Genomic DNA, 21,795 nt, shown 5'->3' with positions numbered 1-21,795 from the left:
CCCAGTCGACCCGCGCGCGCCACCGGCGCGCGGAAAATCATGCGATACCGTCCCCTTCCGTGACAGCACGCCGCCTCGCGGCCCTCCTGGCCGCAGCCACCGCCACGCTCCTCACCGTCCCCCTCCTCCTCGGCGCCGCCCCCACCCCCCGCGACGCGCCCTCGCTCGCGGACACCCTCGCCGCCCGCACCACCGCCCACGGCGCCATGCGCCACCTCGCCGTCCTCCAGCGCATCGCCGACGCCTCCGACGGCAACCGCGCCGCGGGCACCCCCGGCCACGAGCGCTCCGCTCGCTACGCGGGCGGCCTCCTCGAAGCGGCCGGCTACGACGTCACGTACCAGCGCTTCCCCTTCTCCTACCGCGAGCCCCTCACCGAACGCCTCACCCAGCTCACCCCCGAGCAGCGCGACATCCCCGTCCGCACCCTCACCTACACGCCCGCCACCCCCGACGGCGGCACCGAGGCCCCCCTCGCCGACGCGGGCACCGCCTGCACCCCGGCGCCCGCCGACGCCTACACCGGCCGCATCGCCCTCATCACCCGCGGCGGCTGCACCTTCGCCGAGAAGCAGGCGAACGCGGCCGCTGGCGGCGCCGTCGCCGCCCTGGTCGCCAACAACGTCGAAGGACCCCTGCGCGGCACCCTGGGCGGCCCGAAGCCTGACTCGATCCCCATCGGCGGCATCACCCGCGCGGACGGCGCCGCCCTCGCCGCCGCACTCGCCGAGGGCGGCGCGACGGCGCGCCTCGAACTCGCCGAACTGGCCGAGGAGCGCGAGACGGTCAACGTCATCGCGGACTCCCCCGGCGGCGACCCCGACCGCGTCGTGATGGCCGGCGCGCACCTCGACTCCGTCCCGGACGGCCCCGGCGTCAACGACAACGGGTCAGGCTCGGCGGGCGTCCTGGAGACCGCCCTGCGCCTCGCCGAGGCCGACCCGTCGGGCCGCGCGCCGCACCGCGTCCGCTTCGCCCTCTGGTCCGCCGAGGAGTCCGGCCTGCTGGGCTCGGAGCACTACGTCGCGGAGCTGGCGCCCGACGCGCTGTCCGACATCGCGCTCTACCTCAACTTCGACATGATCGCCTCGCCCAACCACGGCCTGTTCGTCCAGGCGGGAGACCCCGCGGTGGCGGCGGACCTCACCGCGTTCCTCCGGGCGGCGGGCGAGTCGCCCGGCTCGGCGCCGTTCGACGGCCGCAGCGACTACGCGCCGTTCGACGCCGCCGGGGTCCCGGCGGGCGCGGTGTTCACCGGCGCGGAGGGCGTCAAGACGGACGCGGAGGCCGCGCTGTGGGGCGGCCTGCCGGGCGCCGCGTACGACCCCTGCTACCACCAGGCGTGCGACGACCTCGGCAACGTCGGCGAGGACGCGCTCGCCGTCGCCGTCCGCCTGATCGCCCACAGCGTCGGCCACTACGCGCACCACCTGCCGGACGCCCCCTCGCCCGCCCCCTGAGCCCCTCTCCCACCCGCGCGCACGCCCGCGCGCGACCCGCCCCCGCGCCCCCGGAACGAGCGCCCCCGGTTTCCCCCGGACGGCCGCCCGCCGACCGGAGGCTGCGGCGGCGGTCCCCTGCCCGGTAGGCTTCCCGTGTGATCTTCAAGCGCATCGGAAACGGACGACCGTACCCTGACCACGGCCGGGACAACACCCGGCAGTGGGCAGACGTCGCGCCGCGCCCGGTCCGGCTCGACCAGCTGATCACCACCAAGCAGCAGCTCGACCTCGAAACCCTGCTCGCCGAGGACTCGACGTTCTACGGCGACCTGTTCGCGCACGTCGTCAAGTGGCAGGGCGACCTCTACCTGGAGGACGGCCTGCACCGCGCCGTCCGCGCGGCCCTCCAGCAGCGGCAGGTCCTGCACGCGCGGGTGCTCGAACTGGGCTGACGCGCCGCCCGGCGACTGCGCTGTTCGGGGTCGCCGACGCCGTTTAGCTGATCATGTCTTGGGCCCCCGGCGCCCGCGTGGCTACGCTGCGGCCATGAGCATGCTGACGCCACCGGGCATGGGCGGCAAGAAGTTCCGCGTCACGGGTGACCGCTACCCGAGGATGCGCCGACCGCGCCGCCGCCGCCGGACCGTTCTGGCCCTGTTCGCCGTGGCCACGGTGCTCGGCCTGCTCGGCTACGGGACGCTCCAGATCGTCGACGTCTTCTCGGGCGACGACGGCGACCGCCCGGCCGGGGCCGGCGCCCGCAACGCGTCCGAACGCCAGGACTGCGCGGGCCCCGACGACGAACCCGTGCGCGTCCCCAAGCCGGACGCCATCACCGTCAACGTCTACAACGCCACCAGCCGCACGGGCCTCGCCCAGGAGACCGCCGACGCGCTCGCCGACCGCGGCTTCGTCATCGGCGAGGTGGAGAACGCGCCCGAGGGCCTCGACGGGCAGGTGGACGCGCCGGGGCTGCTGCTCGCCACCGCCGCGGCCGAGGAGTCGGGCGCCCTGCGCGTCCTGGCCACCCAGCTCGACGGCGCCGAGACCGGCACCCCGGAGCCCGGCGCCCGCGCCGACAGCCCCGAGGTCGTCGACTTCGTCATCGGCGAGGACTTCAGCGAACTCACCGCCGCCGACGAGGCCGAACGCCGCCTCGCCGACCTGGCCAGCCCCTCACCGACCCCGTCCGCCGACGACACGCCCGCCGCCGCCTGCTGACAGGCCGTCGCACACGCCGCGGGAACGGCCGGCTAGCCGGCCGTCCCGTACATCCGGTCCCCCGCGTCCCCGAGGCCCGGCACGATGTACCCCTGCTCGTTCAGCCGCTCGTCCAACGCGCCCGTCACCACGGTCACCGGCGCGCCGGCCAGCTCCTCCTCCAGCCGCTCCACGCCCTCGGGCGCGGCCAGCAGGCAGATGACCGTCACATCGTCGGCCCCGCGCCCGATCAGCTCGCGCACGGCCGCCACGAGCGTGCCGCCGGTCGCCAGCATCGGGTCCAGCACGTACACCTGACGCCCGGACAGGTCGTCCGGCATGCGGTTCGCGTAGGTGCGCGCCTCCAGCGTCTCCTCGTCCCTGATCATGCCGAGGAAGCCCACCTCGGCGGGCGGCAGCAGCCGCACCATGCCGTCGAGCATGCCGAGACCTGCACGTATGATCGGCACGACCAGCGGGCGGGGATGGGACAGCCGCACGCCGGTGGTCTCGGCCACCGGGGTGGTGATGTCCACCACCTCCGTGCGGACGTCACGCGTCGCCTCGTACGCGAGCAGGGTGACCAGCTCGTCGGCGAGTCGCCGGAACGTCGGTGAGTCGGTACGCGCGTCACGCAGCGTGGTCAGTTTGTGGGCCACCAGGGGGTGGTCGACGACATGGGTCCGCATGCGCCCGACAGTACCGAACCCCACTGACGACCGGCGTCTGACCGGCTGCTTTCCTGTTGTCCACCCCGGTGGACAAAGGGCGGCGGCGACGTGGAGAGTGGTGCGTGGAGGGAGGAGAGGGCATATGCCCTGACATCCGCCCACCCCGGGACCGCCGGTGAACCCGGTGACGACACATACGGACATTCCATCGGTGCACTGCCGGGTTACCCGACAGGACACCCCTTTTCTGCCACGATGCTGGTGGCACTGCCTAACCGAGTGGGGAGAGTCACGGTGTACTTCACCGCACTGCTCGCGCGGACCGATGATGGTTGGGAAGCGAGTGACACAGAGCTCGACGACGTGGAGAGTCTGGACGAGCTGGCCGAACTGGCCCGCGAAGCCGCTCCCGATGACGAGACCGTTCTCGTCTGCATCGAGCAGGAGGGCGCCTGGTTCGGCCTCGTCCGCGTGGACGGCGAGGACGATCCGCGCGTCTACGTCTCCGACGCCGCACGGGCCATGCGCAGCGCGTACGGCGAGATCCTGCTGACCGACGAGCTTCTCGGCCGCCGGCCGGAGGACGACGCCATGCTGGACGGCCTCGCGGACCTGGAGGACGACGCCGGGGACGACGAGGACGGGGACGGCGAGCCCGTCGCCGCCGCGCGCGAGGACGACGCGGACGAGGGGACGGGCGGCCAGGACGTGCCGCGCGGCCCGCTCGGCGACGCCGGACTGCTGGCCGACCTGGGCATCGACGCCGGAACGGTGCGCACGCTCACGCCCGACGACGCGCTCAGCGAGATCGCCGACGCCCTGGGCTGCGCCGAGGTCCTGGAGGCGGTCAGGTGACGGACCCCGGCGCCCCGTGACGGGCGACCCGCTGCGGGACCCGTGGCAGCCGGCGATGCGCCGGGCGCTGGCACGGGCCACCGCGGCCGGGACCGCGGGCGACGTGCCGGTGGGCGCCGTCCTGCTCGGTCCCGGCGGCCCGGCGGGCGACGTCCTCGCCGCCGCCCACAACGCGCGCGAGGCCACCGGCGACCCGACCGCCCACGCCGAGGTCCTGGCCCTGCGGGCCGCGGCGGCCGGGCTCGGCACGTGGCGGCTGGGCGGCTGCACCCTGGTCGTCACCCTCGAACCCTGCACGATGTGCGCGGGCGCCGCCGTCCTCGCCCGCGTGGACCGCGTCGTCTACGGGGCGCGCGAGCCGAGGACGGGAGCGGCGGGCTCCCTGTGGGACGTGCTGCGCGACCGGCGGCTCAACCACCGCCCCGAGGTGATCGGCTCGGTGCTCGCCGACGAGTGCGGGGAAGTGCTGACGGGCTTCTTCCGGTCCCGGAAGGAGACGGCCTGAGAAGCGATTTCTGCGCGGGCCGCCAGGTGGGTTAGGCTACCCCCGGTAGCGTGTCCGAGCGGCCGAAGGAGCTCGCCTCGAAAGCGAGTGTGGGGGCAACTCCACCGAGGGTTCAAATCCCTCCGCTACCGCTCCAGCTTGATGTGAGAGGGCCCCGACCGGTGACGGTCGGGGCCCTCCGCCGTTCACCGGGGCCGTTCACCGGCCGAGGGCGTCCCTGACGGCGTCGAGCAGGTGCCCGTCGTCCGCGCCGAGCGCGCGGGCGGCCTCCACGTACTCCCTGGCGAGCCGTTCCAGCGGGCCGTCCGCCCCCGCGCCCGGCTCGGGGGCGCAGACCCGGGTGCCCGCGCCGCGCCTGGTCCGTACGAGCCCCGCGGCCTCCAGTTCGCGGTAGGCGCGGGCCACCGTGCCGACCGCCAGGCCGAGATCGGCGGCGAGTTGACGGACCGGCGGGAGCCGCTGGCCCGCGGCGAGGCGGCCGGTGCCGACGAGCCACGCGAGCTGGGCGCGGATCTGCTCGAACGGCGGGACGGGACTGGCGGTGTCCACCCGGATGTCCACGGCGTTCACGGCGTTCACGGGCGGCGTCCGCCGACGGCACACAGCACGGCCAGACAGTACACGGCGGTGACGGCCGCACCGGCCACCGTCGGCAGCAGCGCCCACCAGGCGGCCTGGGTGGCGGTGCTCGCGCACGGGATGCCGCGGAGCGCCCCGGCGGTGAAGACGCCGACACCGGCCAGGGAACCGGTGACGAGCAGCCCCCACGCGGCGGTGACGGCGGTCGTGCCCTCGCGGCGGCGCGCCTCGTCGGCGGCGTGCGCGCCCGGTCCGCCGGGGGCGGGGCGGCGTGCCATGCGGTGAACGGCGAGGCCGCACAGCGCCGTTGCGATGCCAAGCGCGGCGAGCAGCGGGACGCTGTAGAAGGAGCCGGGCCACGGCCCGCGGGTCATGGACACGTCGCCGCAGACCCGTGCGAACGAACGCCCGGCCCTGCCGAGGTCGTCCGCGCCGCCCGTCGCGGTCGTCGCCACGAGCAGCGCGGCCAGGACGGCGGCGAACGCGGCGGACACGGCGGCGAGGCGCGTCGGCAGGTAGTCGCGGACCCGGCGGTGGGTGAGTCCGGCGGTGCGGACCGTTCCCCGCTGTCTCGGTGTCAGGGCGTCGGCGCCGAGCGCGCCGAGGACGGCGCAGGCGCCGAACGCGGTGGGCGCGAGCATCAGGCCGCTGCCGAGCGATCCGCTCAGTGCCGTCCAGCAGGCGAGGACGGCGCCCAGCGCGAGGCCGGCCCGGCGGACCCGCGTCCCGGGCCGGGCGCGGAGGCCGGTGCCGTACGCCGTGGTCCGGCTGTGCGCGGGGGCGAGGGCGAGGAGTCCTCCGCCGGTGAGCAGGAGGAGGGCGGGGAGGGCGATCAACAGGGTGGACACGGGGCCGCCTTCGCACGAGTTGTATCAAGAGGCGAGTACAAGATAGCCCGGACGGGCGCCTTTTGTATCTCCTGATTGACACAAGTTCCCGGCAGCCCGTCTCGCGCCCCGGCGCACGGACCCGGCGCGGGGGCGCGTGGTTCAATGTGCCCCCGCGCCGCGCGGGCCGTGACGGCGCGCGCCCGAACGCCTCGGAGGTGCCCCCATGAGCAAGCTCCCGCAGTCCGCGGCCGCCCGCAGGGCCGGGCTGTTCCTGGCCGCCGTCCTCGTGCTGTACGCGGCCGTCTCCTGGCCCGCGCGGTCGGCCGAGTTCGCCGAACTGCTGTTCACCGCCGCGGCGGACGCGGCCCACGGCGTGGGCGGACTCGTCACCGATCCGCTGCCCTAACACGGCGACACACGGTGCTTGCGCACGGTGGATATGTCTTGTGATGCTATGACTGCTTTTGCGGCGAGTGCACCGTAAGGGGTGGTGGTCAGCAGTGGCGGTGACGCAGACCCGGGGCGCCGAGGCGCGCGCGCTGACCCGGGCGCTCTTCGAGCAACTCGACCGCCACGACACGGGGACCGCCGCGCACGCGCGCGTCAGGGGGGCGCTCATCGAGGCGAACCTCCCGCTGGTGCACTACGCGGCGCTCCGCTTCCGCAGCAGGAACGAGCCGATGGAGGACATCGTCCAGGTCGGCACCATCGGCCTGATCCACGCGATCGACCGCTTCGACGCCGGGCGCGGCGTCCAGTTCGCCACCTTTGCGCTGCCCACCATCGTGGGCGAGATCCGGCGCTACTTCCGGGACAGCGTGCGCAGCGTCCACGTACCGCGCAGGCTGCACGAGCTGTGGGCCCAGGTGCGCACCGCCGCCGAGGACCTGACCGTCGCGCTGGAACGGGCGCCCACCGCCGCCGAGATCGCCGACCGGCTGCGCGTGCCCGAGGAGGAGGTGCTGGCCAGCGTGGACGCGGGCCGCGCCTACCGCGTCTCGTCGCTGGAGGCGGACCGGGAGCACGACGAGGGCGCCGCGGGCCCGATCGACCGGCTCGGCTACGAGGACCCGGGCCTCGCCGGGGTCGAACACCGCGCGCTCGTACGGCACCTGCTGGTGCAGCTCCCCGAACGGGAGCGCCGTGTCCTGCTGTTGCGCTACTACCGGAACCTGACGCAGTCGCAGATCAGTGCCGAGCTGGGCGTGTCCCAGATGCACGTTTCCCGCATGCTGGCCCGTAGCGTCACCCGGCTCAGGTCCGCAAATCCGGTCGAGAAGTAACCCGGAAGAGCGACTCAACTCCGGGAACTTCCCCACCAGGTGTGCCGTTTTATCGACATGAAGCTACGTCGCGTTGATGACATGTGACATTCTGTGGGAACCGCGTTTGCCGTGGCGGCCGATCCGGTATCCACGAGAGGGCGCACTTCTCTCATGGGAGTCACACCGGAAGCGCGCCGTCGCGACCCGTCCACGACCTCAAGGGGGTGGCATGTCCGTAGAACTGGGCAGCTCCAAGGTGCTCGCCACGACCGGCACGCCGCACGTACCCGCGCCGCACGTACCCTCGTTGCCGCCAGACCCGCCCGCGGAGACCGACAACCTCGACACCCGCACCCTGTCCCGTTCGCTGTTCCTGCGCCTGGCGGCGCTCGACCCGGACAGCCCCGAGCGCGGCTACGTCCGCGACACCCTGATCGAACTGAACCTCCCGCTGGTCCGCTACGCGGCGGCGCGTTTCCGCAGCAGGAACGAGCCGATGGAGGACATCGTCCAGGTCGGCACCATCGGCCTGATCAAGGCGATCGACCGCTTCGACTGCGAACGCGGCGTGGAGTTCCCGACGTTCGCGATGCCCACCGTCGTCGGCGAGATCAAGCGGTTCTTCCGCGACACCTCCTGGTCGGTGCGCGTCCCGCGCCGCCTCCAGGAGCTGCGGCTCGCCCTCACCAAGGCCAGCGACGAGCTGTCCCAGCGGCTCGACCGCTCCCCGACCGTCGCCGAACTCGCCACCTGCCTCGGGGTGTCGGAGGAGGAGGTCGTGGACGGCCTCGCGGTGGGGAACGCCTACACCGCCAGCTCACTCGACTCGCCCGCCCCCGAGGAGGACGGCGGCGAGGGCTCCCTGGCCGACCGCCTCGGCTACGAGGACACCGCCCTCGAAGGCGTCGAGTACCGCGAGTCCCTCAAGCCCCTGCTCGCCCGTCTGCCCGCACGCGAGCGCCGGATCATCATGCTCCGCTTCTTCGGCAACATGACGCAGTCCCAGATCGGTGACGAGGTCGGCATCTCGCAGATGCACGTCTCGCGCCTTCTCACGCGTACGCTCGCGCAGTTGCGCGAGGGCCTGACCGCCGAGGAGTGACGAGGCCCGGACCGGCGGCACGATGCTCGCCGGTCCGGGGCGGGTTCAGCCGAGCGCCAGGAAGACGACCGCGGCGACCACCACGACAGCCACGACGACGCCCACGATCAGCCCGACACGCGGGCCGGACGACTGGGTCGCGGGCGCGGGGCCGTTGAGGGGCGTGCCTCCGTCGTTGACGAAAGCCTGGAACATCTGCGTGTTGCCTGCCGCGTCCGGTTCCTGGGAACCGTACGGCTGCTGCTGATTGTGGGCCATGCCTGCCGACCCTAGCGAACACCCGGCGGGCACGGACACTCCGGTCCGCGGCTGTCGTCTCCTGGGACGGAGGTGAACGGTGTGGCGCGCCGCGCGAGTTCCGGAACTCCCGGTTCGTGTCCAGCGCCTTGTATTGGTCTACGCCAGCCGCTTATGTCATGCCCATGAAGATATTGTCGCGCCGCCGTTTCCGGCGCCTCTTCGCCGCCGCGGCCACCGTGGTCCTGAGCGCCACCCTGCTGCAGACCGCGGCGGACGCCGCCCCCACCCCCACCCCCACCACCCCCACCACCCCCGCCTCCCAGGCCGCCGCCCCCGCGGCCCCGGACGCCGTCCCCATGGCCGTCGTCTTCGAGGACACCTTCGACGGCCCCGCGGGCTCCGCCGTCAACGGCAGCCGCTGGCAGCTGGAGACCGGCGACAACGTCAACAACCACGAACGCCAGTGGTACACCGGCGGCAACTCCAACGCCGCCCTCGACGGCCAGGGCAACCTCGTCATCACCGCCCGCCGCGAGAACCCCGGCAACTACCAGTGCTGGTACGGCCGGTGCGAGTACACCTCCGCCCGCATGAACACCGCGGGCCGCTTCACCGCCCAGTACGGCCACATCGAGACCCGCCTGCGCGTCCCGCGCGGCCAGGGCATGTGGCCCGCCTTCTGGGCGCTGGGCAACGACCTCGGCAGCGTCGGCTGGCCGGCCAGCGGCGAGATCGACATCATGGAGAACGTCGGCTTCGAGCCCGGCACCGTCCACGGCACGCTCCACGGCCCGGGCTACTCGGGCGGCGAGGGCATCGGCGCCGGCTACACCCTGCCCGGCGGCCAGGCGTTCGCCGACGGCTTCCACACGTTCGCCATCGACTGGTCGCCCAACCGCATCTCCTGGTCCGTCGACGGCAACACCTACCAGACCCGTACGCCCGCCGACCTCGGCGGCGACCAGTGGGTGTTCAACAAGCCCTTCTTCCTGATCCTCAACCTGGCGGTCGGCGGCTACTGGCCGGGCGACCCCAACAGCTCCACCCCGTTCCCCGGCCAGCTCACCGTGGACTACGTGCGCGTCACCACGGGCGACACCCCCGGCGGCGGCCGTACGGGCCCGATCCGCGGGCTCGGGGGCAAGTGCGTGGACGTCGCGGGCGCCAACCCCGCCAACGGCACCCCGGTCCAGCTCTACGACTGCAACGGCACCGCCGCCCAGCAGTGGACCGTCGGCACGGACGGCACCATCCGCGCCCTGGGCAAGTGCCTCGACGTCTCCAACAACTCGACGGCCAACGGCGCGCAGATCCACCTGTGGGACTGCGTCGGCGGCGCCAACCAGCGCTGGGCCATCAGCGGGGCCAACGACATCGTGAACCCCCAGGCCAACAAGTGCCTCGACGCGACGGGCAACTCGTCGGCCAACGGCACACGGCTCCAGATCTGGACGTGCACCGGCGGCGCGAACCAGAAGTGGACCGCCCCCTGACGCACACCCCTCCCGCCCGGCGCGCGCCCTGTGACGCGCGCCGGGCCGGGCACCTCCGCGGGCCCCGGTTCGTTCCCCTTCACATGGACGCCTTCCCCACCGGCACCAGCCGCCGGACCCTCGTCGCCGCCACGGCCGCCTCCGCCGGGGCCCTGGCCCTCACCGCCTGCGGCCGCGACAACGGGAGCGGGGGCGGAAGCGGGGACGGGGACGGGGACACGTCGGGCACCGGCGTACGCCCCGGCGAGGAGCTGGCCGCGCTGGCCGACGTACCGGTGGGCGAGCCGACGTTCGCCCGTACGGAGAGCGGCGGCGAGGCGTTCCTCTACCGCTCCGACGAGACGACGGTCACCGCGTACGGCGCCGCCTGCACGCACCAGGGCTGCGCGGTCCAGCCCGCGGGCGACGAACTGCGCTGCCCCTGCCACGGCTCGGTGTTCGAGGCGGCCACCGGCGAGGTCGTCTCGGGACCGGCGACCAGGCCACTCCCCGCCGTCCGGGTGAAGATCGAGGACGACCGCGTCGTCGCGGAATAAGCGCGCCGCGTCATCCCGTTGTCCGGCCCATGGGTACCCAACTGACCGAAGACCTCGGCCGCGTCGGCGTCTGGAGCGGCCTGCTCGCCAGTGACGAGCCGGCGCGCCGGGACGAGATCACCGAGGCCGTCGCCGAGCTGGAGGAGCTGGGCTACGGGACGCTGTGGCTCGGCGGCAGCGCCACACCGCGGCAGGCCGTGCACGCCCTGGCCGCGACGTCCCGCCTCACCGTCGCCACCGGCATCACGAGCATCTGGAACGACGGCCCGGCCGACGTCGCCCGCGCGTCCGCCGAGGTGAACCGCGCGTACGGCGGCCGCTTCGTCCTCGGCCTCGGCGTCAGCCACGGCCCGCTGCACCGCGAGTACCACCGCCCCTACTCCGCCATGCGCGACTTCCTCGACGGCCTCGACGCCGCCGAGGAGCCCGTGCCCGCCGAGCGGCGCGTCCTGGCCGCGCTCGGCCCGAAGATGCTGGCGCTCGCCGCCGAGCGTACCGGCGGGGCGCACCCGTACCTCGTCACGGCCGACCACGTCGCCCAGGCCCGCGAACGGCTCGGCGACGGCGCGACGCTCGCCCCCGAACTGAAGGTCGTCCTCGACCCCGACCTCGCGTCGGCCCGCGCCACCGCCCGCGCGTACCTCGGCATGTACCTGAAGCTGCCGAACTACACGAACAACCTGCTGCGGCTCGGCTTCACGGAGGACGACTTCGCCTCGGGCGGCAGCGACCGGCTGCTGGACGCGGTCTACGGCCTCGGGAACGCGGAGGCGGTCCGCGACAAGGTCGAGCAGTTCTTCGCGGCGGGCGCCGACCACGTGGCCGTGCAGGTCGTCAACGACAACCCGCGCACCGACATCCCGCGCGCCGCGTACCGCACGCTCGCCGAGGCGCTGTCGCTCGGCTCCGCAGGGTGATCGACTTGTCCCACACCGGTGGCATATGCGGCGGTGCAGGAATGCCACTGTCCGGATAAAGAGGACACCACAACCTCAAATTTCCCTCTGGAAGCGGGGTCCCGTGCGTCCGGGACCCCGCCGCTCGGGCATGGTGGAGAACGTGAAGCCGATCACACGGCACCGCACCAGCGACCGCCTCAGCGTTCGGAGTCCGGCCATGACCCACGAGCCCGCCCAGCCGGAGATAGGCACGATGGCCTACGACGCGTCGCACGACCGCATCGGCCGCGTCATGGCCCACCTGTCCGGCCACATCTGGCTCCGCCCCCCGGGCGGCGGCCGCGAATGGACGGCACTGCCCGAGGACGTGCAGCCCGTCAGCGCCAGCGAATCCCTGCGGCAGCGCGTGGCGGAGGCCAACCGCCGCGCACGCCAGCAGCGCCACGCGCTCTCCTGACCCCCCGTCCCCCCGTCACCGCGCCCGCCGCCGCACCTGGTCCCAGACAGCGCCGTCCACCGCACCGGCCCGACGCCTGAAGGCGCCGACCGACAGCACCCGCACGTTCGCCGGCTCGACCCAACTGACCCTCCCCCGCCGGTCGTCGACGGTGCCGGCCGGCAGCCGGACAGGGCGCGCCGGCGGGTACTCCCGCGTGGTGATCTTGGCGACGACGACCCGCTCGGCGTTCGCCGCCAGCACGAGGCACGGCCGGTCCTTCACCCCGCTGCCGTCCTCGAACGGCACGGCGGCCCAGTGCACTTCGCGCGGCCTCGGCACACCCGGCGGCAGCCGGTCGGGCGCCACCGCGCGGAAGCCCCGTACGCGTACGGCCCGCCGCCGCCCGACCCGGCGCAGCGCGTACACGACCACGGCGACCGCGACGGCCAGGAGAACCCACACGAGCACATCCATCCCGCCATGGAACCACCGCGCGCTCCCCGGGGTACACCCATCGGGTGAGACACACGCCGCCCGCGCGCCACACGCCCCCCGACCGCCGCCGGTTCACCGAGGCTGAGCCCCATGCCCGACGAACTCCTCGCCCACTTCCTCCGCCAGCTCAGCCCTCTCAACCGCGAGTGGCTGGAGAGCCAGCCGGAGGAGAAGCAGCGGATCATCGCCGCGGAATGGGAACCCTCCGAGGGCGCGGGCGCACGCCTGCTGGAGGCGACCCCCCTGACCCCCGACCTGGTGGACGAGGGCGCCTCGGCGAACGCCTACATCGACGACATCCGCGACCGCGAGGACTACTGACGGCTCACTTGTGGAACGTCACGTACCCGTTGCCGTCGCGGTCGTTCTTCGCCTTGGTGTAGGCGTGGACGTCGGCCCGGTCGCCGGACGGCTTGTAGAGGTAGATGGAGTCGCCGGCGTTGTTCCACAGGAAGTTGCAGTTGTTGCGGTAGACGACGTTCCCACCGTCCGAATCGGTACCGCGCCCGCCCCGCAGCCGGATGAAGTCACCGGGCTGAAGGGTGTGGTTCTTCGTGAAGGTGAAACGGTTCCCCGCCGCGTCCTTCACGACATACCCCCGCAGGTTGACGGTCGTCGACCGCGAGAAATTCGTGATCACCAGGAACTCCTCATCGGTGTTCCCCGACGAGCAGCTGTTGTTGTCACGCCCGGGAGCGTCGTACTGCACCCCCCTGATCTTCAGCGCCGAACTGTACTCGGCGGCCTGCGCCTGCCCCGGCACGAGAACGGCGACACACACCGACGCGAGCGCCACGACAGCAAGCCGAACAGCCTTCACCACAAGGGCCTCCCCACAAGACCAGATCCCCGCCCGCACCCCCTGTGCGCAACGGAGGCCCCACCGTACAGACAATCCCTCCATCACACGAACATCTCGCAGAGATTCCCCTTCACTCGATCACTTCACCCCCATATCCGATCTAACTCGATCCCCAACCACCCGATCCAAACATTCCCACCACAACTCCAACACTCAGGTGCCACTCACCCTTACGAAGAGCCCACCTAATCCCCCGGTACCCGCTACCGTGTGCGGCTCCAAGCACCAGTTCGCCTGAGCGGAGAATCCGGTCCATGAACTTCCCGCCGCCCCCTGCCCCCTTACCGTCACGCTCCCGCTGGCGGCGCCCCGGGGTGATCATCGGCCTGCTGGTGGTCTTCCCGCCCGTCGGCATCGTGCTCGCCTGGCGCAGCGGCTGGGCACGGCAGCGGAAGATCGTTGCCACCGTCCTGTCCGCCCTCTGGCTCATCTTCGCCGTGGCGATCGACTCACCCGAGGACGACGCCCAACTCGACACAGCGGCTTCCGACGTCGAGGAGACGCAGGAGCCGGAAGAGTCCCCGCAGCCGACGACGCCGGAGGAGAACGCGGATCCCGCCCGTCCGGTTCCCGACTACGCAGGGGACAACCTCGCCGACGCCGAGTCCGCCGCGTCAGAAGCCGGCTACCGGACCACCTCGCACGACGCCTCGGACGACGACGCCGATCAGTGGGACGACACCAACTGGACCGTCTGCTTCCAGAGCCCCGGCGCGGGCGAGCAGGCCGCGCCCGACGCCACCATCGACTTCGCCGTGGTGCGCAACGGAACGCCCTGCCCGGAGGAGGACGGCCTCGCCATCACGTACCCGACCGTCCCGGACACCGTCGGGATGACCTTCACCACCGCCGGCGAGGCCCTGGCGGCGGTCGGCCTGACGGACGTGACCGCCGACAGCGCCTACATCGACGTCGAGCTGCCGGAAACCCACGGAGACTGGCTCGTCTGCTTCCAGCGCCCAGAGGCAGGCGGCGAGCTCAGGGACGCGGACGCCACATCCGCCACTTTGTCCTTGACATCCCCCTCCACCGACTGCCCACCCGACCAGTCCACCGAGCTGAACCCCGCCCCGCCCCCGGCCCCTGACCTCCCCGACCCGGACAGCTCCGCGTACTACGAGAACTGCGACGCCGTACGAGCCGCAGGCAAGGCCCCTCTCTACCGGAACGACCCCGGCTACCGCCGCGCCCTGGACCGCGACAACGACGGCACCGCCTGCGACACCTGACCAAGCGGCCTTCCGAAAGGCAGTGGTCCGACCCCCTGCCCGCTTCCATCAACGGGATGGTCGAGACGGATTCACCGGACGTCGTTGCACCCATAGGTCGTGTCCGGAAAGTCGGTGGAAGGTCCGGTAGACAAGCTTTACACCTCGTGGACCCGAACGACCGGTGAGGTGGCGGCGACGAGGGCATCCCTGACGCGGACCGCGTACGCCTCGTCGGCTAGCAGTTCGGCCTCCTCCGCGGTGACCCAGCGCAGTTAGACCGTCTTGTCCCCGGTCGTCGGCTCGCCACCGATGGCCTCGCAGTGGAAGACCAGCGCGACGACCAGCCCGGTCATGTTCTTATAGACATCCGTAAGGGTTGCGGTACGGCGATCCCCCTGTCTTTTCGAGGACTTCGCGCTTCAGGAATCGAAGATGATCCCCCGACCTTCAGAACGCCATCGAGCGGACCACTTGCCCTTGTCGCGCTGCCTGATCAGTAGCGCACGCCTCTGCTCGTCCACGACCACCCCGACCATGCGCTTACGTTCGTGAGCTCGGTGGTGTACTAGCGGAAGACCTTCGAACTTCGCTCAGCCGCCCCCAACCAGTGAGCCAAAAGGTGAAGATGCCCCACGCTGAGCCTCACTGCCGCTTGCTGCGCCCCACTCCTTCCGGCCCAGCGTAGCTGTCTATGACCATGATCGCCGACATGACAGGGTCGGGTCCGAAGACGGAGCGATACAAGCTACGAACGCTGTAAGAGACCTTTAACCGAGCATGTGGCCTCAGTGGCGATGGAACAACATGCTCGGACGCCGCACCAATCGCACCTCCCTGCGGGCTCTCTGGTCTCTTCGCCCCAAAGCGTCTCAGCTGGGTGCGTGGCCGCGCGTAGCTGTACCTCTTACCTGCGGTGATGTCCCGTAGGCGTGCGCAGTTGTCCGCTGCCGTTCGTCGGTGCTGTCACGCAGTTACACAGGCAGTGCGTCGGCAGGTGGCCAGTGGTGCGGGGCCCCCGATGCCATGAAGCTAACTCAGGCCGACAGCGGTCTTGCCGACAGGCATCAGTGCACCGATCATGAAGCAGCGGAGGCAACAACGATAGGGGGGTATGTGGTTCTCGACTGGGGGGACAACGGATTTCTCGCGCCAGGTCGATACCGACTAGAACCGGAGCAGGCGGAGCAACAGCTAGTTCATCATCCGCGCTTTGCTGGCTCTGATACTAGACAGCCTTTATGGCAGGGCCTGGAGACCTACCTCAGCCGCTTTTTTGATCTTGAGGACCGCCATCGAGCAGTCATCGGAGACAGGCCCCTCATCCATGCACTCTGGTTGGGCGGCAGTTACGTGAGCACCAAGCTGAACCCCCATAACATAGATCTCACAGTTTTGATTGATGAGGGTACCGTGGCTGCGATGCGTGGCCAGCAGGGGACACGGTGGCTCGCGTCGGCCTTTAACCGGAAGGCACGCCTGGCTGAGCTCGGGGTTTCGCCGCTCAGGGTCGGGTACCGCCCGATAGTCTCTGTCTTCCGCTCGGAGCAACTTGATCCGGCCGAGCAGGCGTACCTTCGCGAGCGCGGCGCATGGGACGACTGGTGGCAGCGTTGTCGGCCCGACGGGGTAAACAAGAGTGAGCCGACGGTACACAGTGCGGCTCCCCGCCGCGGCTATGTGGAGGTGACGTTGTGAGCACCAGCTGGCGGCAACGCGCCCTAGAACTGAACCGTGAGGCCAATGCACGTTTCTTCGCTGATCAAGATGCAGAGCATTTGAGCGAAGACGCCTATGAAGAGGAGCTGCGCCAGCACTGGCTTGAGGCGGTACGCCAATACGATCCTGCAGCCCAGCTTCAGGAAGAACTACTTGTACGCCTGCGAGGCGAGGCAGCTGACCGTGGCGCTCTTGACTTTCGTATGGGTGATGCGTTGCTGAAGCCGCTGAGGGAGGGCGTCTGTGCCGCCGCTCGCAAAGACGTGGAACTAGAACTGACAGGTATTTCAAGGGGAAGCACCGTCCTGCACGTGCGTCCCAGCATCCCTGAGATCGTTAATGACGCTGAGGAGGAGGAGAATCTTACGGTTGTGGATTCCTCAATCGCCGACCCTGCGGTACGCGACTTCCTCAAGCTGATTGACGCCGCAGAGAAAGAGCTGGATGTGCGGCGGTGGGAGCGCATCGTACCTGGCTTGGACGGAGTGGTCGAAGCACTAGATAAGTTCAACCTATCCATGGATATGCGCTGGTTCAGCCTGGACGGAACGGTTAGATCGTCGCACCTATCCAGGCGGGGAAAGGACTACGTTCGCAGTCTCCGGAACACGCAGGTACAGATATCCCGGATGGGCATAACAGGCCGGATCACTGAGCTTCGAGAATCCGGAGTCGTCAAGATCAAGACCGGAGCATCCAGGACATCCTCCGCATATGAAGTGCGGGTGGACGTCGAAGCGCTTATGGGGATGCACTTGGAGCTCGGCATGACGGTCTCATTCGCTGTTGAGGTCGCCCGAAAGATGGATAAACTGGGTCGCGTTCGGTCGACTGAATACCGCTTCCTGCACATTAGCGACGGCCAGGAGAGCTTGTTTGAAAAATAGGATCGAGGTTACACCTTTCTCGGGCCGTGATCATTTAAGAGAGTTGGCAGGCCGTGTGCGTCGTGGGCGATGGCCTTGCAGCGGAAGCGCCCGCTAGTCCTGCGCCTCCTGCCAGGCGGAGGTCGCCGGTGAACCCGTGCGTCGTCCGCCTAGGCCACAGGGGTGTTCGACGTGAAGTGGCGTTGATGTTCGTCTTCGCCAGGCATTACGGTCGGAAGCGTCGCTCGCAGCTGGCTCGGTCGTGAGAGAGCGGCGTCGTCGCCGTCCGCTCAGGGACTAGCTGCCGCAGCTGCTCGCGGGTGGCTTCGGCGGCGGGTAGGGGCGTTGCGGTACTCCGCTGCTATACAGCACGAAGAAGCCCCGTTCCGGTCTCGGAACGGGGCTTTGACCTGTGCGCTCGGCAGGATTCGAACCTGCAACCTTCTGATCCGTAGTCAGATGCTCTATCCGTTAAGCTACGAGCGCCTCCGCCCCCTGCGGGGCGTTGCGTGGACAACACTACATGACGGTGGGCGTCGGGGTGAAATTGGTTGGCTGCACCCTGGCTGACCTGCGGAAATGCGAAAGCCCCGGCCGACAGGACGGGGCTCGCGGGGGTGATGCGGAGGCTCCGGGATTTGAACCCGGGATGGGGGGTCACCCCAAACCGCATTAGCAGTGCGGCGCCATAGACCAGACTAGGCGAAGCCTCCTTGCACGACAGCGCGGACGATGCGTGCGTGCAAATGATGCCACAGCCCGAACGGCCGCAGCCAATCGGATTCCACCCTACGGGGGTACCGGCCCTCGCGTCGAGTTGCGTGACGGTCGGGGCGCGGCAGCGTTGGCAGAGGGAAGACACCCGCTCACGCCGCGTACACACAGGAGCTTCCGCATGCCGCTTCGCACCAGTCTCATCGCCCTCATCGCCCTCGCCGGAGCGTTCGCCGCAGCACCGGCCGGGCACGCCCTGGAGTCCGGGGACCGGCTCACCGTCACGGTCGAAGGCGCCGGCGACGGGCGGGACGGCACGTACGAGCTGGAGTGCGCGCCGCCCGGCGGGACGCACCCCGATCCGGAGGGCGCGTGCGAGGTGCTGCGCGCCGCCCGGGCGCCGTTCGCCACCGCCGGTGGGACGGACGGCGCGGAGCCGCTGTGCACCTACGTGTACGGCGGCCCGGCCACCGCGACGATCCAGGGGGTCTGGAACGGCGAGCCCGTCCACGCCCGCTACAGCCGCACGAACGGCTGCGAGATCGCCCGCTGGGACGCCCTCGTGCCGGTGCTCCCCGGCCCCGTGAGCTGACCCTCACGGGCGGCGACTTCGACACACACCGCCGCTCCCGCCGCCGCTGGCCGTAGACTCCCCTGGAGACACGCACGGGGTCCGTGCACCTGAATCACGTGGGTCAAGGGAGGAACCGACGTCGTGAGCAGCAGGCCAGCGAGAGGCGCTGCTCGCCTCGCCGCCATACTCGACGCATTGCCCGACGCGCTGTTGCTGGTCAACGGCAACGGAACCGTCGTCAATGCCAACTCCATCGCCGTGGAGACCCTGGAGGCTCCGGGCGCCCCCCTCATCGGCCGCGGACTGCTCGACATCGTCCCGGACTTCGATCCGCGCCGCATCCCCGGCTCCATGCGCCGTCCCGAGGAGGACCCCAGTGTCAGGACCAAGCCCACGCGGATGGTGGCACGGCGGACGGACGGGAGAGCGTTGCAGGTCGAGGTGACCAGCGCGGGGCTGAACTCGGGCCGCGCGCCGTACGCGTCGGCCATCGAGGCCGCCTTCGCCGACGACCACGCGGGTGAGGAACTGCTGGTCCTCATCATCCGCGACCTGTCGGGCACCCTCGACACCGAGGCCGAACTGGTGCGCCAGCAGCGGCAGACGGAGATGATCCTGCGGGCGGCGTCCGAGGGCGTCGTCGGCGTGGACACGGCGGGCCGGATCGTGCTCGTCAATCCGGCCGCCGCGCAGATCCTGGGGCACCGGGCCAGCCAGCTCGGCGGGCAGGAACTCCACCCGCTCGCCCAGCACTCGCGGGCGGACGGGACGCCGCTGGCGTTCGAGGAGACGCCGCTGCACGACACGCTGCACTCGGGCCGCAAGCACCGCGTGCGCGGGCAGGTGCTGTGGACGAAGGACGGCAAGGCCGTCCCCGTCGACCTCACGACGGCACCGGTGCGGGACGGGGACCAACTGGTCGGGGCCGTCCTCGCGTTCACCGACCGGCGTGCGTACGACGCGCTCGCCGCGCGGCACACGCAGCTGCTGTCGGTGCTGCGGGACGGGCTGCGCGGGCCGCTGGAACAGCTGCGCGGGGAGCTGACGGCCCTGGCGGCCGACCCCGCGGGCCAGTTGTGGCCCGAGGCGAACCAGGTGCTGCACCATCTCGCCGCCGGATACACGCGGATGACCACGCTCGTGGACAACGTCCTCAGCTACCAGCGGCTGGACGAGGGGCACGAGAAGCTGTCGGTGAAGCGCGTGTCGCTCGACGCCGTCGTGGCGGCGGGGGTCGAGGGCGCGGTGGAGCTGATCGGGCCGGGGCGGGCGCAGTTCGCCGTGCACGCGCCGCCCATCGAGGCGGAGGTGGACCCGGACCGGCTGGCGCAGGCGCTGGCGCACCTGGTGGCCGATGTCGCCGGGGTGGACGCGACCGGGCGTGCGGCGTCGGGTGCGGCGGCCGGGGATTCGACGATCGTGGTGGCCGCGGCGCAGCGCGGGGATGTGGTGCGCATCGAGGTGCGCGGACCGTATCCCGGCGGGGACTCGGTGCACGAGCCGATCGTGCGGGGAATCGTCCGGCAGCACGGCGGTGTACTGCAGACGCACGAGGTGGGTGGCGCGTCGGCGTACGTGCTGGAGGTACCGGTGCTCGCCGGGGGCGGGGCCGTCTCCGCCGTACCGGCGACGCGGGACGCGAGCGGTGACACGACGGTGATGCCCGTACCGGCGGAGCCCGCGCGGGGGACGGCGGCGCAGGCGCGGAAACCGGCCGTGGCGATCGAGCCCGTGCAGGACACGCCGACCGGGCGGCGGCGCAGGGCGGGTGCGCCCGCGCCGGAGGAGACGGAGCAGAGCGCCGGGGACACCGGTTCGGTGGACATGTCGGGGCGCGGGCGGCGCAGGCGCGCGCTGGGCCCGGCGGCGGAGGAGCAGGGCGACGTCCCGGCGCCGCAGGTCCCGGAGTTGGCGCCCCCGGCGGCGCAGCCCACGGGCCGGCGGCGCAGGCAGGCCGCAGGGGCGGAGGCGGCGCAGCAGCCCGCCGCTGAGGCGGTCGTGCCCGAGCCGCAGCCGCAGCAGGAGCAGCAAGTACCGCTGCAGGAGGCGCCGCAGCAGGAGGAACCCCCGCCCGTCGAGCACTCGGTGGTGGCGGCGAGTCCCATCCTGGACGGCAGCGCGCCACCGCCGGTGAGCGCGCCGCGCGCCCCGCGCGCGCTGCCCATGCCGGGCAGTGACCGGGTGGAACGCGCGCTCCCCGGCGTCAGCGTGCAGACGCTCGGCCAGGGCGTGCCCGTACCACCACCGGCGCTGCCGGAACGACGGCCCGCGCCGGGCGTTCCCGCACCACCGCCGCCGATGCAGGCGGCCGTACCGCAGCAGATGCCCACGCGGCGCCGGAAACTGGCGACGCCGCCCGCGGAGGAGCCGGAGCAGGGGAACGCGGCGGGCGCGGCGGCGCCCGTACCGCAGCAGCAGGGACCCGGCACGCACGGCAGGGGCCGCCGCTTCGCCATCGGCGCCCCCGCGGCGGGCGCCGCGGAGGGCCCCGAGCCGCTCGACGGGCCGAACGGCGCCGTCGAGGTGACCGACAGCCCCGCCACCGCGGGCCCGCCCGCCCCGGCGGACGACGAACTGCCGCCCGAGCCGCTGGACAACCCGCGGCGCCTCCTCGTGTGGCCGGAACCCGACCCGTCCACGCAGCAGGCCCTCACCGACCGCGGCTACCGGCCCGTCATCGTGCACTCGCGCGAGGAGGTGGACGCGCAGATCGCGGCCTACCCGGCGGCGCTGTTCGTCGACCCGCTGACCGGGCCGATCACGCGGACGGCCCTCCAGTCGCTGCGCGCCGCGGCGGTGGCCGCCGAGGTGCCGGTGCTGGTGACGGCCGGTCTGGGCCAGGCGAGCCGGGAGGCGGCGTACGGCGCCGACCCGGCGGTGCTGCTGAAGGCGCTCGCGCCGCGCGACAGCGAGCAGCACCCTCCGCGCGTCCTTCTGGTCGAGGAGCAGCCGGAGATCGCGAGCGCGCTCGCCGCGTCGCTGGAGCGCCGGGGCATGCAGGCCGCGCACGCCGCGTCGGACGCGGAGGCGATGGAGGTCGCCGCCCGCATCCGGCCCAACCTGGTGGTCATGGACCTCGGCCAGGTCAGGCGGCGGCGCGCCGGGATCATCGACTGGCTGCGGGTGAACGGCCTGCTGCACCGTACGCCGTTCGTCGTCTACACGGCGGCGGACAGCGATCCGGCGCAGCTGGCGTCGCTCGCGTCGGGCGAGACCGTGCTGTTCCTGGCGGAGCGCTCGACCAACGCCGACGTGCAGGAGCGGATCGTGGACCTGCTGACGAAGATCGGCGCGCACTGAC

Annotated in this window: 24 protein-coding genes, 3 tRNA genes and 1 pseudogene; 19 read left to right on the top strand and 9 right to left on the bottom strand. The window is 71.7% G+C overall.

Annotation, left to right across the window (positions count from 1 at the left end):
- Positions 1-59 precede the first annotated feature (59 nt).
- From ACIBPC_RS09780 to ACIBPC_RS09770, 3 genes are all read left to right on the top strand, one after another.
- Positions 60-1,460 carry a M28 family peptidase gene (locus ACIBPC_RS09780; RefSeq protein WP_398842466.1) on the top strand — a complete coding sequence of 467 codons (1,401 nt, stop codon included), beginning with the start codon at positions 60-62 and terminating at the stop codon, positions 1,458-1,460.
- 137 nt (positions 1,461-1,597) lie between these two features.
- Positions 1,598-1,894 (top strand): type II toxin-antitoxin system VapB family antitoxin, encoded by a 297-nt coding sequence (locus ACIBPC_RS09775; protein WP_052847392.1) that lies wholly within the window; start codon positions 1,598-1,600, stop codon positions 1,892-1,894.
- 94 nt (positions 1,895-1,988) lie between these two features.
- Positions 1,989-2,663, top strand: coding sequence for a LytR C-terminal domain-containing protein (locus ACIBPC_RS09770; RefSeq protein ID WP_398842463.1), 675 nt, complete (start codon positions 1,989-1,991; stop codon positions 2,661-2,663).
- Between the two features lie 32 nt (positions 2,664-2,695).
- On the opposite strand, the gene upp is transcribed toward ACIBPC_RS09770, so the two are convergent.
- Entirely contained in the window at positions 2,696-3,331 is a 636-nt protein-coding gene (gene upp / locus ACIBPC_RS09765; RefSeq protein WP_362963938.1) for a uracil phosphoribosyltransferase, read from the bottom strand.
- A gap of 276 nt (positions 3,332-3,607) precedes the next feature.
- Here upp and ACIBPC_RS09760 point away from each other — a divergent pair, with 276 nt between their 5' ends.
- From ACIBPC_RS09760 to ACIBPC_RS09750, 3 genes are all read left to right on the top strand, one after another.
- A complete protein-coding gene (locus tag ACIBPC_RS09760; RefSeq protein ID WP_362963940.1) occupies positions 3,608-4,168 on the top strand; it encodes a hypothetical protein in 561 nt (186 codons plus the stop codon).
- A gap of 55 nt (positions 4,169-4,223) precedes the next feature.
- Complete coding sequence (tadA, locus tag ACIBPC_RS09755; protein ID WP_362964120.1) at positions 4,224-4,673, top strand: tRNA adenosine(34) deaminase TadA; 450 nt, start codon at positions 4,224-4,226, stop codon at positions 4,671-4,673.
- A 44-nt stretch (positions 4,674-4,717) separates the two neighbouring features.
- Positions 4,718-4,804 (top strand) — tRNA-Ser (locus ACIBPC_RS09750).
- A 67-nt stretch (positions 4,805-4,871) separates the two neighbouring features.
- On the opposite strand, the gene ACIBPC_RS09745 is transcribed toward ACIBPC_RS09750, so the two are convergent.
- Positions 4,872-5,243, bottom strand: a complete 372-nt coding sequence (locus tag ACIBPC_RS09745) for a GntR family transcriptional regulator (RefSeq protein ID WP_362963942.1) — start codon at positions 5,241-5,243, stop codon at positions 4,872-4,874.
- A 5-nt stretch (positions 5,244-5,248) separates the two neighbouring features.
- A complete protein-coding gene (locus ACIBPC_RS09740; protein WP_398842462.1) occupies positions 5,249-6,100 on the bottom strand; it encodes a hypothetical protein in 852 nt (283 codons plus the stop codon).
- 205 nt (positions 6,101-6,305) lie between these two features.
- On the opposite strand from ACIBPC_RS09740, the gene ACIBPC_RS09735 reads away from it, so the two are divergent.
- The 3 genes from ACIBPC_RS09735 (at position 6,306) to ACIBPC_RS09725 (ending at position 8,449) form a co-directional block, all read left to right on the top strand.
- Positions 6,306-6,488: a hypothetical protein gene (locus ACIBPC_RS09735; RefSeq protein WP_362963946.1), complete on the top strand. Its 183-nt coding sequence runs from the start codon at positions 6,306-6,308 to the stop codon at positions 6,486-6,488.
- A gap of 94 nt (positions 6,489-6,582) precedes the next feature.
- On the top strand, positions 6,583-7,365 hold the full coding sequence (locus ACIBPC_RS09730; protein ID WP_398842460.1) for a SigB/SigF/SigG family RNA polymerase sigma factor: 783 nt from the start codon (positions 6,583-6,585) through the stop codon (positions 7,363-7,365).
- Positions 7,366-7,576: 211 nt separating this feature from the next.
- The gene (locus tag ACIBPC_RS09725; RefSeq protein ID WP_362963949.1) at positions 7,577-8,449 is read left to right on the top strand and encodes an RNA polymerase sigma factor SigF; all 873 of its coding nucleotides are present in this window, start codon (positions 7,577-7,579) and stop codon (positions 8,447-8,449) included.
- A 45-nt stretch (positions 8,450-8,494) separates the two neighbouring features.
- Here the strand turns inward: ACIBPC_RS09725 and ACIBPC_RS09720 are convergent, their stop codons facing one another.
- A complete protein-coding gene (locus ACIBPC_RS09720; protein WP_398842458.1) occupies positions 8,495-8,707 on the bottom strand; it encodes a hypothetical protein in 213 nt (70 codons plus the stop codon).
- Between the two features lie 164 nt (positions 8,708-8,871).
- Here ACIBPC_RS09720 and ACIBPC_RS09715 point away from each other — a divergent pair, with 164 nt between their 5' ends.
- The 4 genes from ACIBPC_RS09715 (at position 8,872) to ACIBPC_RS09700 (ending at position 12,074) form a co-directional block, all read left to right on the top strand.
- Complete coding sequence (locus ACIBPC_RS09715) at positions 8,872-10,182, top strand: lectin (RefSeq protein WP_398842456.1); 1,311 nt, start codon at positions 8,872-8,874, stop codon at positions 10,180-10,182.
- A gap of 83 nt (positions 10,183-10,265) precedes the next feature.
- Positions 10,266-10,718, top strand: coding sequence for a Rieske (2Fe-2S) protein (locus ACIBPC_RS09710; protein WP_398842454.1), 453 nt, complete (start codon positions 10,266-10,268; stop codon positions 10,716-10,718).
- A gap of 29 nt (positions 10,719-10,747) precedes the next feature.
- Complete coding sequence (locus ACIBPC_RS09705) at positions 10,748-11,635, top strand: LLM class F420-dependent oxidoreductase (protein WP_398842452.1); 888 nt, start codon at positions 10,748-10,750, stop codon at positions 11,633-11,635.
- Between the two features lie 142 nt (positions 11,636-11,777).
- The gene (locus ACIBPC_RS09700) at positions 11,778-12,074 is read left to right on the top strand and encodes a hypothetical protein (protein WP_362963959.1); all 297 of its coding nucleotides are present in this window, start codon (positions 11,778-11,780) and stop codon (positions 12,072-12,074) included.
- Positions 12,075-12,089: 15 nt separating this feature from the next.
- Here ACIBPC_RS09700 and ACIBPC_RS09695 read toward each other — a convergent pair whose 3' ends face one another.
- Positions 12,090-12,530: a type II toxin-antitoxin system PemK/MazF family toxin gene (locus tag ACIBPC_RS09695; RefSeq protein WP_398842450.1), complete on the bottom strand. Its 441-nt coding sequence runs from the start codon at positions 12,528-12,530 to the stop codon at positions 12,090-12,092.
- A gap of 111 nt (positions 12,531-12,641) precedes the next feature.
- Between ACIBPC_RS09695 and ACIBPC_RS09690 the strand changes: the two genes are divergently transcribed.
- A complete protein-coding gene (locus ACIBPC_RS09690) occupies positions 12,642-12,872 on the top strand; it encodes a hypothetical protein (RefSeq protein WP_398842449.1) in 231 nt (76 codons plus the stop codon).
- A 4-nt stretch (positions 12,873-12,876) separates the two neighbouring features.
- On the opposite strand, the gene ACIBPC_RS09685 is transcribed toward ACIBPC_RS09690, so the two are convergent.
- On the bottom strand, positions 12,877-13,374 hold the full coding sequence (locus ACIBPC_RS09685; RefSeq protein WP_362963965.1) for a lamin tail domain-containing protein: 498 nt from the start codon (positions 13,372-13,374) through the stop codon (positions 12,877-12,879).
- A 293-nt stretch (positions 13,375-13,667) separates the two neighbouring features.
- Between ACIBPC_RS09685 and ACIBPC_RS09680 the strand changes: the two genes are divergently transcribed.
- Entirely contained in the window at positions 13,668-14,642 is a 975-nt protein-coding gene (locus ACIBPC_RS09680) for an excalibur calcium-binding domain-containing protein (RefSeq protein ID WP_398842448.1), read from the top strand.
- Positions 14,643-14,779: 137 nt separating this feature from the next.
- On the opposite strand, the pseudogene ACIBPC_RS09675 reads toward ACIBPC_RS09680, so the two are convergent.
- Positions 14,780-15,160, bottom strand: a pseudogene (locus ACIBPC_RS09675) (NUDIX hydrolase).
- 487 nt (positions 15,161-15,647) lie between these two features.
- On the opposite strand from ACIBPC_RS09675, the gene ACIBPC_RS09670 reads away from it, so the two are divergent.
- Together ACIBPC_RS09670 and ACIBPC_RS09665 are read left to right on the top strand one after the other, a co-directional pair.
- Complete coding sequence (locus tag ACIBPC_RS09670) at positions 15,648-16,319, top strand: DUF6932 family protein (protein ID WP_398843029.1); 672 nt, start codon at positions 15,648-15,650, stop codon at positions 16,317-16,319.
- Positions 16,316-17,227 (top strand): hypothetical protein, encoded by a 912-nt coding sequence (locus ACIBPC_RS09665; RefSeq protein WP_398842447.1) that lies wholly within the window; start codon positions 16,316-16,318, stop codon positions 17,225-17,227. Before ACIBPC_RS09670 ends, ACIBPC_RS09665 begins: the two co-directional genes overlap by 4 nt.
- 392 nt (positions 17,228-17,619) lie before the next feature.
- On the opposite strand, the gene ACIBPC_RS09660 is transcribed toward ACIBPC_RS09665, so the two are convergent.
- Both ACIBPC_RS09660 and ACIBPC_RS09655 read right to left on the bottom strand, forming a co-directional pair.
- Positions 17,620-17,692, bottom strand: a tRNA-Arg gene (locus ACIBPC_RS09660).
- Between the two features lie 137 nt (positions 17,693-17,829).
- Positions 17,830-17,919 (bottom strand) — tRNA-Ser (locus ACIBPC_RS09655).
- Positions 17,920-18,101: 182 nt separating this feature from the next.
- On the opposite strand from ACIBPC_RS09655, the gene ACIBPC_RS09650 reads away from it, so the two are divergent.
- Both ACIBPC_RS09650 and ACIBPC_RS09645 read left to right on the top strand, forming a co-directional pair.
- Entirely contained in the window at positions 18,102-18,512 is a 411-nt protein-coding gene (locus ACIBPC_RS09650; protein WP_362963967.1) for an SSI family serine proteinase inhibitor, read from the top strand.
- Between the two features lie 123 nt (positions 18,513-18,635).
- Positions 18,636-21,794 carry a PAS domain-containing protein gene (locus ACIBPC_RS09645; RefSeq protein WP_362963969.1) on the top strand — a complete coding sequence of 1,053 codons (3,159 nt, stop codon included), beginning with the start codon at positions 18,636-18,638 and terminating at the stop codon, positions 21,792-21,794.
- The last annotated feature ends 1 nt before the right edge of the window (position 21,795 follow it).

Source organism: Streptomyces sp. NPDC049879, assembly GCF_044461265.1.
Classification (GTDB): Bacteria; Actinomycetota; Actinomycetes; order Streptomycetales; family Streptomycetaceae; genus Streptomyces.
This window is presented reverse-complemented; position numbering and strand designations above follow the sequence as displayed.